Source organism: Bradyrhizobium sp. AUGA SZCCT0431 (assembly GCF_018131065.1).
In the GTDB taxonomy this organism is placed as follows: Bacteria; Pseudomonadota; Alphaproteobacteria; order Rhizobiales; family Xanthobacteraceae; genus Bradyrhizobium.
In genome coordinates this window covers 92,486-104,859 of the sequence record NZ_JAFCLR010000008.1, presented here as the reverse complement: position 1 = coordinate 104,859, position 12,374 = coordinate 92,486, and the positions used below count along the sequence as shown (strand labels likewise).

General features: G+C 64.0%; 10 protein-coding genes. 5 read left to right on the top strand and 5 right to left on the bottom strand.

All coding sequences use genetic code 11. The features are described from left to right. The first annotated feature begins 81 nt into the window (after window positions 1-81). Window positions 82-1,356: an NAD(P)/FAD-dependent oxidoreductase gene (locus tag JQ567_RS09630; RefSeq protein WP_212438591.1), complete on the top strand. Its 1,275-nt coding sequence runs from the start codon at window positions 82-84 to the stop codon at window positions 1,354-1,356. 164 nt (window positions 1,357-1,520) lie between these two features. On the opposite strand, the gene JQ567_RS09625 is transcribed toward JQ567_RS09630, so the two are convergent. Genes JQ567_RS09625 through JQ567_RS09615 form a run of 3 tightly spaced genes read right to left on the bottom strand, consistent with a single transcriptional unit; the run spans window position 1,521 to window position 4,335 of the window. Next, the gene (locus JQ567_RS09625) at window positions 1,521-2,735 is read right to left on the bottom strand and encodes an ABC transporter substrate-binding protein (protein ID WP_212438590.1); all 1,215 of its coding nucleotides are present in this window, start codon (window positions 2,733-2,735) and stop codon (window positions 1,521-1,523) included. A 56-nt stretch (window positions 2,736-2,791) separates the two neighbouring features. Beyond that, a complete protein-coding gene (locus JQ567_RS09620; protein WP_212438589.1) occupies window positions 2,792-3,115 on the bottom strand; it encodes a 2Fe-2S iron-sulfur cluster-binding protein in 324 nt (107 codons plus the stop codon). 8 nt (window positions 3,116-3,123) lie between these two features. Then, window positions 3,124-4,335, bottom strand: a complete 1,212-nt coding sequence (locus tag JQ567_RS09615) for a cytochrome P450 (RefSeq protein WP_212438588.1) — start codon at window positions 4,333-4,335, stop codon at window positions 3,124-3,126. Between the two features lie 85 nt (window positions 4,336-4,420). Between JQ567_RS09615 and JQ567_RS09610 the strand changes: the two genes are divergently transcribed. Then, window positions 4,421-4,945 (top strand): MarR family winged helix-turn-helix transcriptional regulator, encoded by a 525-nt coding sequence (locus tag JQ567_RS09610; protein WP_212438587.1) that lies wholly within the window; start codon window positions 4,421-4,423, stop codon window positions 4,943-4,945. 530 nt (window positions 4,946-5,475) lie between these two features. Here the strand turns inward: JQ567_RS09610 and JQ567_RS09605 are convergent. Next, entirely contained in the window at window positions 5,476-6,690 is a 1,215-nt protein-coding gene (locus tag JQ567_RS09605) for an ABC transporter substrate-binding protein (protein ID WP_212438586.1), read from the bottom strand. A 112-nt stretch (window positions 6,691-6,802) separates the two neighbouring features. Here JQ567_RS09605 and JQ567_RS09600 point away from each other — a divergent pair, with 112 nt between their 5' ends. Next, on the top strand, window positions 6,803-7,333 hold the full coding sequence (locus JQ567_RS09600; protein ID WP_212438585.1) for a MarR family winged helix-turn-helix transcriptional regulator: 531 nt from the start codon (window positions 6,803-6,805) through the stop codon (window positions 7,331-7,333). 3 nt (window positions 7,334-7,336) lie between these two features. Here the strand turns inward: JQ567_RS09600 and JQ567_RS09595 are convergent, their stop codons facing one another. After that, a complete protein-coding gene (locus JQ567_RS09595; protein WP_212438584.1) occupies window positions 7,337-9,199 on the bottom strand; it encodes a feruloyl-CoA synthase in 1,863 nt (620 codons plus the stop codon). Between the two features lie 175 nt (window positions 9,200-9,374). Here JQ567_RS09595 and JQ567_RS09590 point away from each other — a divergent pair, with 175 nt between their 5' ends. Beyond that, window positions 9,375-9,866, top strand: coding sequence for a MarR family transcriptional regulator (locus tag JQ567_RS09590; RefSeq protein WP_212438707.1), 492 nt, complete (start codon window positions 9,375-9,377; stop codon window positions 9,864-9,866). A 547-nt stretch (window positions 9,867-10,413) separates the two neighbouring features. Next, window positions 10,414-12,246, top strand: a complete 1,833-nt coding sequence (gene atzF, locus JQ567_RS09585) for an allophanate hydrolase (RefSeq protein WP_212438583.1) — start codon at window positions 10,414-10,416, stop codon at window positions 12,244-12,246. Window positions 12,247-12,374: the final 128 nt, after the last annotated feature.

Below are 12,374 nucleotides of genomic sequence, written 5' to 3'. Positions count from 1 at the left end.
CCTTGAAGCTTCTCTTGGAAGCAGTGCACAAATAACTACATAATGAGGGCACGGGGACATCTCGAACCGAGGCTGGATTCCATGACGAGCGCGCCGAAACGTCAGCACCACGTGGTGATCGTCGGCGCCGGTTTCGGCGGGCTGGAAGCCGCCTTCGGGCTTGCCGGCGCAGCGGTGAAAATCACGCTGATCGACCGGCGCAACCACCATTTGTTCCAGCCGCTGCTCTATCAAGTTGCCACCGCATCGTTGGCGACCTCCGAGATCGCCTGGCCGATCCGTTATCTCTTGCGCGACCGGCCCGATGTCACGACGCTGTTCGCCAACGTCAATGGCGTCGACGCCGCCGGCAAGCGGGTGCTGCTCGATGACGGCGAAGCGCTGCCCTATGACACGCTGATCCTTGCCACCGGTGCGCGCCACGCCTATTTCGGCCATGACGAATGGGAACCGTTCGCACCTGGGCTGAAAACGCTGGAGGACGCCACCACGCTGCGGCGGCGCATCCTGGTCGCTTTCGAGCGCGCCGAACGCGAGACCGATCCGGCGCGGCGCGCCGCGCTGCTGACTTTCGTCATCATCGGCGCGGGTCCCACCGGCGTCGAGCTCGCCGGCACCATTGCCGACCTCGCCAAGGACACGCTGCCGCAGGATTTCCGTAACATCGACACCAGCAAGGCGCGCGTGGTGCTGATCGAGGCAGGTCCTCGCGTGCTCGCGGGCTTTCCCGACGATCTCTCGGCCTACGCACAAACCTCGCTTGAGGGCCTCGGCGTCGAAGTGATGCTGGGAAAGCCGGTGACGGAATGCAGCATCGATGGCGTGGTCTATGGCGACAACAGGCTCGACGCGAAAACCATCATCTGGGCCGCGGGCGTGCGTGCCTCGCGCGCGGCCGAATGGCTCGGCGCGCCCGCCGATCGCGCCTACCGCGTGCAGGTGCTGCCGGACCTTACTGTACCCGGCCATCCCGATATCTTCGCTGTGGGTGACACCGCAACGATTGCAGATGCGAGCGGAAATCCGGTGCCCGGCATTGCGCCGGCGGCCAAGCAGCAGGGCCGCTACGTCGCAGCCCTCATCAAGGCGCGGCTCGGCGGCGGCACGCTGCCGCCGTTCCGCTACAAACATGCCGGCAGCCTGGCGCAAATCGGCAAGCGCAAGGCGGTGATCGATTTCGGCTGGATGAAGCTGCGCGGCAATCTCGCCTGGTGGATCTGGGGCATCGCCCACATTTATTTCCTGATCGGCCTGCGCCACCGGCTCAGCGTCGCCATGAGCTGGCTCTGGATCCACGCCAGGAATCAGCGCGCGGCGCGGCTGATCACGCAGGGCTCGAGCAAGGTGACGGGGTGAGCCAAATTAACCGCTCCCTTCCGTCATTGCGAGGAGCCAACGGGTCGCGCGAATGCGCGCCCGATGACAGGCTCCGCGACGAAGCAATCCATTCTTTCTTCACGTAGCCAGATGGATTGCTTCGCTGCGCTCGCAATGACGGTGTGGCCGCATTTTCGGTCGACTCACTTCACCAGCGAGCACCCGCCATCGGCCATCGGCCGGAACGCCTGCTCGGCGGGAATCGTCGAAACCAGCTTGTAATAATCATACGGATATTTCGACTCCGCCGGCTTCTTCACCTCGAACAGATACATCGGGTGGATGACGCGGCCGTCCTGGCGGATGGTGACGTCGCCGAACAGCTTGTCCTTGCCCTTGAACTTCTTCATCTGCGGCACGGCGTCCTTGGCGTGATCGCTGCCGGTCGCCGCCACCGCGTTGAGATAGGCGAGCGTGGAGGCATAGACGCCGGCCTGGTTGCCGCTCGGCATCTTGCCGTTCATGCCGGGCCGCGCCGCAAAGCGCTTTGCGAACGCGCGGGTGTCGTCATCCATGTCCCAGTAAAACGCCTCCAGCAGTTGCAGGCCCTGGGCGACCTTCAAACCCATGCCGTGCACATCGTTGACGAACAGCAAGAACGCCACCATGGTCTGGCCGCCCTGCTGGATGCCGAACTCGGCCGCCTGCTTCACCGCGTTGATGGTGTCGCCGCCGGCATTGGCAAGCCCGATCACCTTGGCCTTGGAGTTCTGCGCCTGCAGCAACAGCGAGGCGAAGTCGGACGTGCCGAGCGGATGCCGGGCCGAGCCCAGTACCTTGCCGCCGTGCTTTTCGATGTAGCTGGTGGCCTCGGCCTCGATGCCCTGGCCGAGCGCAAAATTGACTGTGACGAAATACCATTCCTTGCCGCCGCGCCCGACCATCGCCGCCGCCGTGGCGTTGCCGGTGGCCCAGACGTCGTTGACCCACTGAATGGTGTTCGGCGAACAGGCCTTGCCGGTGAGGTCAGAACTCGCCGTCGACGACGCCAGGAACGTCATGCGGGAATCGCGCAGCAGCGAGTTGATGGTGAGGCCGACGGCCGAATTGGGCACGTCGACAATGGCGTCGACGCCATCGACATCGAGCCATTTGCGCGCGATCGCCGAGCCGACGTCGGCCTTGTTCTGGTGATCGGCATAGACGATCTCGACCTTGATGTTCTTAGCCCCGCCGCCAAAATCTTCCGCCGCCATCCTCGCAGCTTCCACCGACCCCATGCCGTTGGTGTCCTGGAAGATGCCGGAGATGTCGTTGAGCACGCCGATCCGGACGACATTTTCGGAAATCTCCGCCCGCGCCGGTCCGAACGCGGCGCAGGATAGCGCGAGCGCCAGATAGACCCTGATATTCTTCATCGTTCTCTCCCTATGGATGTGATCGTTGTTGTTCCCGGACTGCGCCGGGTTTGAATTCAGATCTGCCGATCCGGCAGCCGCACGACGAGGCCGTCAAGCTCCGGCGTGATCTTGATCTGGCAGGACAGCCGGCTGTTGGGCAGCCGCTCGGCGGCGACGCCATGGAGCAGTTCATCCTCTTCCTCGCTCATGGGCGTAAGCCGCGCGACCCAGCCCTCATCGACATAGACATGGCAGGTCGCGCACATGGCGTTGCCGCCGCACTCGGCCACGATCTCGTCGACGCCGTGCGTGGTTGCGACCTGCATGACGCTGGCGCCGGCGCTCGCGTCGATGCGTTCGGAACGGTTGTCGGGACGATTGAAAATGATGGTCGGCATGATCAGGCTCACGCTGCTTTGATTGACACGGGCAGGCTTTCGAGGCCCCGCAGCGTGTTGTTGAAACGCCGCGTCGCCGGCCCCGTGATCTCGATCGCGCTGACCCGTTTTGCCAGCGCCGAAAGCACCGCCTCGCCTTCCAGCCGCGCGACCAGCTGGCCGACGCACATGTGGATGCCGGAGCCATAGCCGACGTGGCCACTGGTCTTGCGCGTCACGTCATATTCGTCAGGCCGGTCCCATCGCCGCGGATCGCGGTTGGCGGCGGCGAGGAACATCAGGATCTTCTCGCCCTCGCCGATCCGCGACCCGCTGATCTCGACGTCACGTGTCGTGGTCCGGAAAAACGTCTGCACCGGGCTTTCGAACCGCACCGCCTCCTCAAAGGCGTTGCGCGCCAGCGTCGGGTCGCTCCGCAGCCGCGCCCATTGCTCGGGAAAGCGCGCCAGGCAATAGACCGCAGCGCCGATGCCGTTGACCGTGGTATCGAGGCCGGCGCTGAGCAGCGAGCGCACCAGAAGCGGTGCTTCCGCGGCCGTGATATCACCGGCATCGGCGCGGGCATGGATGCAGGCGCCGAAACCGCCGGGCGCGAGATTCTCACGCTGGCATTGTTCGGCGACATAGGCCTGATGCGGCGCCGAGCGCTCGATCGCGTCCTGGCGCAGCTTGTTCGGCGGCCCGAACGAATTGAAGACGAGGCTCGCATAGGGCAGCAGGTTTTCGCGCCCCTCTGGCTTGAGCCCGAGCGCATCGGGAAACACGGACAGCGGATAGGCCTCGGCGAGATCGGCAATGGCGTCGAAGCTGCCTTTGGCGAGCAGCGCTTCCACCCTGGATTCGGCGGCTGCGACAAAGCTGCCGCGCAATTGCTTCATGACCGTCGGCGAGAGCACCCGGCTCAGCACCGCCCGCGTGCGCGCATGTTCCGGCGGATCGGCCTCCAGAATGATGCTTTGCGGCCGCCAGGCCTTTTCCTTCGCAAAGTCGCTCAGGCCGACGCCGCGGCTGGAGCAGAAGGTCAGGGGATCGTTGAGCACGGCATGGACCTCGGCATGGCGAGCGACGCCGTAGACGTTCCATTTGTCGAACCAAACGACCGGCCCGGCTTCCCGGAGCACCTCGTGGGCGGGATGCGGGTCTTCGAAGAACTCGATCGAGAACGGATCGATGTCCAGATGCGGCACGCCTGCCGATGGCGTGAAGCCTGATGCACTCATTCCGACCTCCCAAAGTTTGTTCTTGTAAAGAGCTGGCGCATGTCTCTATCTCTCAAGGCTAGCGTTTGCAGCGATGATCAGGGACATGAGCAGTCAACCACCCGCCAGGAATGCGCGCCGGCCGAGACCGGCGGAGGTCGCAGATGCCGATGACGGCCCGACCCTCGATCTCGAGCGCTATGTTCCGGCGTTCATCACCTTCATCGCCAACAAGCTCTCGAACAGCGCCACGGCGTTCTATCAGCGCAATTTCGGCGTCAACGTCACGGAATGGCGGATCATGTCGCTGCTGGCGATCGAGCCCGGCATTCCGGCCTCGCGGATCTGCCACGTGATCGGCTTCGACAAAGGGCCGGTCAGCCGCACCCTGTCGATGCTGCAGAAACGCGGCCTGGTTGCGATCCGGACCGCCCCGGACGACGGACGCACCCATTCGATATCGCTGACCGCGAAGGGACGCGCGACCCACGACAAGGTCATCGTCGCCGCGCTCGAACGCGAACGACGGCTGCTGTCCGTCCTGCGCAAGGACGAGCGGGAGGTGCTGATCGACCTGCTGCGCCGCGTCCACGGCAATCTCGATGCCGTCAAGGGCGTCGGCGGCCCGTAGGCGGCCCTGCAACGACCATTTCATGTGAAGCGCGCCGGTCCGCGCGGCGGATGACGCGGCCGCGTTCCGTGACCCGCTTTTGCTTTCGGGCATCCATACCTCCCTGCGAGACCCGGCAGTCGGACTGCTTCTGCGGCCATCATTGATCGCTAGACTGGCACGAATTAGTTGCCATGGCAACAATAGAGTGTTGCTTAGGCAACGAAATGCTTGGTCGGGAACTTTGGCCTGATTGCTGGCTACGCTCGTCATGCCAGGCCTTGCCGCCTTCGCTAAAGCTTCGGCGGGCCGACCACTCGTGGCCCCGTCGAAGCCTTGGCGGAGACGGGTGCCGGGCATCCACGTCTTTGCACCCATTAAGCAAGAAAGACGTGGATGGCCGGGCATAGGCGAGCGGAAGCGACGCCGTCCTGCAGACGGCTGTGCCCGGCCATGACGAAAAAGGGATCTGACAGCTAAAGGAAGGCTCAGAGAGTACTGGCTGCTTTTCGGCCAGACCCTGACGATGATCGCACGCTGCGGCGCGCCGTCTATTTCGACAGCGGACAGCCGCCGTCCTTCTCGGGCCGGAACGCGTCCTCGCCTTTGATCGTGCCGACCACTTTCAAAAGATCCCATTTCGACTGCGACTCATCCGGCTTCTTGACCTCGAGCAGGTAGAGCGGATGGATTTTTCGTCCATTCGCGCGAATGAAACCCTTGCCGAACAGGGGATCGTCGGTCGGCATCGCCTTCATCGCTTCGACAACCGCCTTGCCGTCGGTGGCGCCGCCGGCCTTGTCGACGGCCTTGAGGTAATGAATCACCGAGGCATAGACGCCGGCCTGCATGTCGTTCGGATAATTCTTCTGCGGATGGCGCTCGGAGAAGCGCTTGGCGAAGCTGCGGGTGCCGTCGTTCAGATCCCAGTAGAACGGATTCATGATCTGCGCGCCCTGCGCCGCCTTCAGCGTCAACGCCGGCAACCCGTTCATGCCGAGGATCAGGCCGACCAGCTTCTGCTTCTGGGTGAGGCCGAATTCGGCCGCCTGCTTCATCGACGTAATGGTGTCGTCGCCGGCATTGGCGATACCGACGATATCGGCGCCCGAGCCTTGCGCCTGCAGCAGGAAGGAGGCGTAATCCGCCGTCCCCAGCGGATGGCGGACGGCGCCGACCACCTCGCCGCCGGCGGCCTTGACCGCTTCCATCGCCTGCTTTTCGAGATCGTGACCGAACGCATAGTCGGCGGTCAGGAAGAACCATTTCTTGCCGCCCTTCGCCACCACCGCCTTGCCGAGCCCGTGGCCATAGGCGTAGGTGTCGTAGGTCCAGTGCACGGTGTTGGGGGTGCATTTCGCGCCGGTCAGCAGCACGGTTCCGGCGCCGGAGCCGATGAACACCTTGTTTTTCTGTTCGCTGATGCCTGCGACCGCGAGCGCGATCGCCGAGTTCGGCAGATCAAAGATCGCATCGACGCTTTCGTTTTCATACCAGCGCCGCGCGATGCCGACGCCGATGTCAGGCTTGTTCTGGTGATCGGCCGCGACCACCTCGACGACCTTGCCGGCGGCCTTGCCGCCGTAATCCTCGACCGCCATCTGGGCCGCGACCACCGAACCGATGCCCTGATAGGTCGCGAACACGCCGGACTGATCGTTCAGGATACCGATGCGGACTTTTTCCTGCGCCTGCGCGCCCGAGACGAGCAGGACCGCGGCCGCAGCAACCAGCGGCGTCTTCAGCCGCGAAAAAACATGACCCATCCGGACCTCCCTGTGTTTACAACTCCAAAAGGCAATCTTCACGCTGCCGAAATTACTTATATAATATAAGTATTTTTCGGAGAGTCAATCTCGACCGGGAATCACCGAACAAATGCAAAAGACCCGCAGCCGCGCCGCGGCGAAAAAATCCCCGCTGGCTGAAACCGCTGATGACAGGAAAAAGTCGCTCGATCTGAGCGCGTTACAGCAGACGCCCGGGTTCATGATCCGGATCCTGCAGCTGCTGAATTTCGAAGCTTTCTTCCGGCACTTCCAGGCGCTGGAAGTGTCGCCGGTCGAATATTCCATCCTCATGACCGTGCGCGACAACGAGGCCGTGACGCAGAGCGAACTCGCCGCCGTGCTCAAGATGCAACTGCCCAACCTCGTGAAGATCCTGTCTGCCATGGAAGAGGCCGGCATCGTGAGGCGGAAGCGATCGTCCCGCGACAAGCGCGCGGTCGAGCTTTCGCTCAGCGCGGCCGGGCAAAGGCGGGCCGATGAGGCAAGCCGGGCTGGCGAGATCTTCAATGAACACACGCTCGCCCCGCTCAGCAAGCCAGAGCGGGCGGCATTTCTTCACATGTTGACGCGGCTGGTCGAGGCCTACCGGCGCGAACTTTCGCGAAGCGACGCCTCTTGACGCTTAGCCGGCGCAGCCGATCCACTCGGTCGACGCGCCGTCGTCCAGCGTCGCCACCGCGCCTGCCCGCCGGGTCAGCACCGCGCGCTGGTTGATGTAGCCCTTGTCGGTGATCTCACCGCCGTCGACGGAAGCAGGTTCGGCCAGCAGCAGCGCCCGCGTGGCGTGGCCGGACGAGTTGCCGCCCTGCGCTTTCAGTTTCGCGAGACCCTGCCCGATCGCGGCGCGAACTTTTTCGTGGCCGATGACCTCGTCGGCGCGGGCGTTGTCGGGCAGACCGGCATGGGCACGACAAGCGGCGATGTTGGGGAACACCAGAAAACGGACCTCATCGCCGCCATGGCCGGTGACGACAATGTCCTGCGCCAGCGGCGCGAGTGCTGCGATGCCGGCGACGCGCAGCGTGCCGACATTGACCCAGGTGCCGGAGTTGAGCTTGAAATCCTCGGCGACGCGGCCGTCGAAAAACAATCCGAGTTCTGGCCGCTCGGGATCGGCAAAGGTCACCGCGTCGCCGATCAAATAAAAGCCTTCCACATCGAACGCCTGCGCGGTGAGTTCCGGCGCCTTCCAGTAGCCGGGCGTGACATTCGGGCCGCGCACCCGCACTTCGAGCTTGTCGCCTGACGGCACCAGCTTCAGTTCCGTGCCTGATATCGGCACGCCGATATTGCCGGAACGCTTGGCCTGGAAATGGCAGTCGGTCGCGAGCGGCGAGGTTTCGGTCGAGCCCCAGGCCGACACCATCGGCAGCGCGCAGCCGCTGGTTTTGATCGAGAGTTCCTCCAGCGCATCCCAGAGATTCTGCGGCAGCGCGGCGCCCGCATAGAAGGCGAACTTCACCTCGCCAAAGAATTTTTGGCGCAGCTCCTCGTCACTGCGCAGCGCCGCGATCAGCATGTCGAAACCGCGCGGCACGTTGAAATACACCGTCGGCATCACGCTGCGCAGGTTCGCCAGCGAAGTCGCGAACAGCCCCGGCGCCGGCTTGCCGCCGTCGACATAGAGCGAGCCGCCATTGCGCAGCACGAGATTGAAATTGTGGTTGGCGCCGAACGTATGGCTCCACGGCAGCCAGTCGAGGATCACGAGATCGTCGCGCGCCGCTTCCAGGAACGTCCAGGTTTGCGCCTTGGCCTGCTGGCTCGAGGTCAGCATGCGCTGGGTGTTGATCACAGCCTTCGGCGTGCCGGTCGAACCCGAGGTGAACAGGAACTTGGCAATTGTGTCCGGCGTGACGGCCTTGAAGGCTTTTTCGACGACCGGGGTTTCCGGTGTCGCCGCGATCTCTGGGAATGGGATCACGTCGCCGTCGCTGGGATCGCTGCTGACAACTTTTGACGAATGCAGCGGTGCGATCGCCGCGAGCGCCGCCGCGAATGGTTTGACGCTGGAGACGTAGATCGCGCCGGGCCCGAGCAGCTTGATCATGCCCTTGAGCTTGTCGAAATCCCTGGACATCAGCGAATAGGCCGGCGAGATCGCCGCCGAGGGCACGCCGACATGCTGGGCGGCCAGCGCGAACAGCGCGTGATCGACGCTGTTATCGGACAGGATCACCAATGGCCGTTCCGCGCTTAGCCCCTGCGCCAGAATCCACGCCGCGGCCGAGCGAACCTGCCGCAATGCACCGGCATAAGTGACCGTGTTCCACGGCGCATCTGGCGTCTTGCGGTCGGCGAGGAAAATCCGCTCCGGCGTCTGCCGAGCCCAATGTTCCAGCCAGTCGCCGACGCAGCGCGCGCCTGGCTTCAGCGGCACCGTCGATTTCAGGATGATGCTGCCGTCCGTGCGACGATCGGCAGAGATCGCGGGCTTCGCAAACAGCGCTTCGGATTGGTCGCGACCTGTGGCGGCTGTCGTCATCGGTTTCCTCCTCGCGCGGCCCATCGGCCGCCGGCCTCTTTGGGCCGCTCTTGCGCATATTGTTGGTCGCAACAATTGTTGTCGTCAACAACAATATTTCCTTCCCGGCCGCAAAGCGCTAGAAGGAGAGCGACGCGGGGAGAAACATGTGTCGAGCAGAGCGGCCCAACCAGCCTTGAAAGCCCCAGTTTCCGCGAACGGCAAGCGTGGCGGAAATGGCAAGGCACGCCACCAGGAGCAGGATATCGAGGTCGGCCTCGACGGGCTGGTCGGCCATGCCGGCTACGCGGTGCGGCGCTTCCAGATCTGGATCTTTCAGGATTTCATCCGGACGCTGGCGGCGGTCGATATCAAGCCGACGCAGTATTCGGTGCTGACGGTGATCGGCGCCAATCCGGGTCTGAGCCAGATGGCGGTCGCCAAACGGCTCGGGATCGAGCGCGCCCGGCTGGTGCACCTCCTGGACAGTCTCGAAGACCGCAAGCTGGTGCGGCGCGTCCAATCCAGGACCGACCGTCGTTCCCACGCGCTGCATCTGACCGCGCGAGGCCAGGCATCGCTGCGGCAGTTCAAGCTGCTCGCGGCCGAACATGAACGTCATGTGGCCGAGAAGATCGGGGCCGAGAACCGGGAGCACCTGCTGCGGATTCTGGCGGCGTTCACCTGAACGCGCGGGCGCTTAGCCTCGGGCCTTTTTGCCTCAGCGTTCGGCGTTATCCTCGACGACGATCGCGCCTTCGGGACAATTGGACTGCGCGGTAAACGCCTTGTCCTCAGCCATTCCGGCCAGGAATTCGGATTGCAGACGTAGTCGTAAATCGCCTCCGGCGGCGCCTCGATCAGAATATCGTGGTGGCGGTCGAATGAGTATGACATCGCTAGCTCCAGTTCCTTGGCGGATGATTTAGCCCGCGGTGATGCCGAGGCCGCCGCCGGAGCCGCCGGGCGTCTGCTGGACTACATTGAAAGCTGGCCGCGGAAGGCGCTCGCCCCGGTTCGCTTCAGCCAGTGATTTCGAGATCAACGATGACGCCCATAAATTAGGCAGTCGCAAAGCTTCGTGCCTCGAGAGCGAGTCCGCATCGGCTCCCGGCAATAAGATTAAACCACAGATATTACATGCCTATTTTAACTTCTCCGATCGCACCCCTAATTGTACACAATGGCACATCGCTTGCTTCAATCCGGATGGAACTCCTCGCTTTGGTAAGTCAATGGTGACTGACCTCAGCCAACCCAGGACGGGGCATCACGTGACTGAAACCGTTGCTGCGATCGTCGCCGCGCACCGCGCCGGCACCATGACGCCGGCGCAAACCGTCGCGCGCAGCTATCAGCGCATCCACGACCACAACGATCCCGCGATTTTCATCTCCCTGCGCGACGAAAAGGACGCGCTGGCGGAGGCGCAAGCGCTGAGCGCAAACGATCCGGCGACGCTTCCGCTGCTGGGCGTGCCGGTCGCGGTGAAGGACAATATCGATGCGCTGGGCCTGCCGACCACGGCCGCCTGCCCGGCCTTTTCCTACTTGCCGACGCGGGACTCGACCGCGGTCGCAAAACTGCGCGCGGCCGGCGCCATCATCATCGGCAAGACCAATCTCGATCAGTTTGCAACCGGCCTCGTCGGCGTGCGCTCGCCCTATGGCATTCCGGTCAACCCGGTCCGCAACGATCTCATCCCAGGCGGATCGAGTTCGGGATCGGCGGTCGCGGTGTCAGCCGGGTTAGTGCCGCTCGCGCTCGGCACCGACACCGCAGGAAGCGGACGCGTGCCGGCGATGCTCAACAACATCGTCGGGTTGAAGCCGAGCCTCGGGCTGATCTCCAATGCCGGAATGGTGCCGGCCTGCCGCACGCTGGATTGCGTTTCGGTGTTCGCGCTCACGGTGGACGACGCCGTGACGGCACTATCAGCGATGGGCGGTCCTGATGACGCCGATCCGTTTTCACGCAACCGGCCGCTCGGCGCGGTCACGGCTTTCCCCGGACAGCTCCGGCTCGGCGTTCCCCGCAGCGGTCAATTGGTCTTCTTCGGTGACCGTGAGTCGGAGCAGGCCTATGGCGAAGCGCTGAAGCGCTTGATATCGCTTGGCGCAACCCTGGTGGAATTCGATCTCGAGCCGTTTTATGAAACCGCACGGCTGCTCTATGAGGGACCCTGGGTCGCCGAGCGTTATCTGGTGATCCGCGATCTCCTGGCATCATCGCCGGATTCGATTCATCCCGTGACGCGCGAGATCACCGTGGCCGGGGCGCGGCCAACCGCGGCCGATACGTTTGCGGCGCTTTATCGTTTGCAGGCGCTGCGACGCGTCGCCGAGCGCACCTTCGGCAATATCGATGCGCTGGTGCTGCCGACCGCGCCGACCGCCTATTCGACCGCGCAGGTGCTGGCCAATCCGATCGAGCTCAATAGCCGGCTCGGCACCTACACTAATTTCGTCAACCTGCTCGATCTCTGCGGGCTGGCGCTTCCATCCGCGATGCGGTCCGACGGCATTCCGTTCGGCATCACGCTGCTCGCGCCCGCCGGACATGACGCGCAGCTCGCCAGCATCGGCCGCGCCTTCCATGCCGATACCGGACTGAAGATGGGCGCCAAGGGCCTGACGCAGCCGCCGCTCGCAGCGCCCTCATCGCAACTGAGCGGCGACGAAATCGCGATCGCGGCGGTCGGCGCGCATCTCTCCGGTATGGCGCTGAACGGCGAACTGACTGATCTCGGTGGACGCCTGCTGGAGGAAGCCTCGACCGCGCCGGACTACAAGCTCTATGCGCTCGACACCACGCCGCCCAAACCCGGCATGCTGCGCGTCGAGGCCGGCGCGGGATATCAGATCAAGCTCGAACTCTGGGCGCTGTCGGCGGCTTCATTCGGAAAGTTCGTCGCCGCAATCCCGCCGCCTCTGTCGATCGGCACCATTCGTTTGGCCGACGGCCGTGGCGTGAAGGGGTTTTTGGTCGAGCCGGCGGCGGTGAGCGGCGCGCGTGATATTTCCGCGTTCGGCGGCTGGCGCGCGTTCATGGCGCAGAAGGTGGGGTGAGCCCGTCATTCCGGGGCGCGCGCAGCGCGAACCCGGAATCCATGGCGCCACCAAGTTGGTCCTGATTTCAAGCACCGTCGGCGCGGAGAAATGGATTCCGGGTTCGCCGCGTTGCGGCGCCCCGGAAT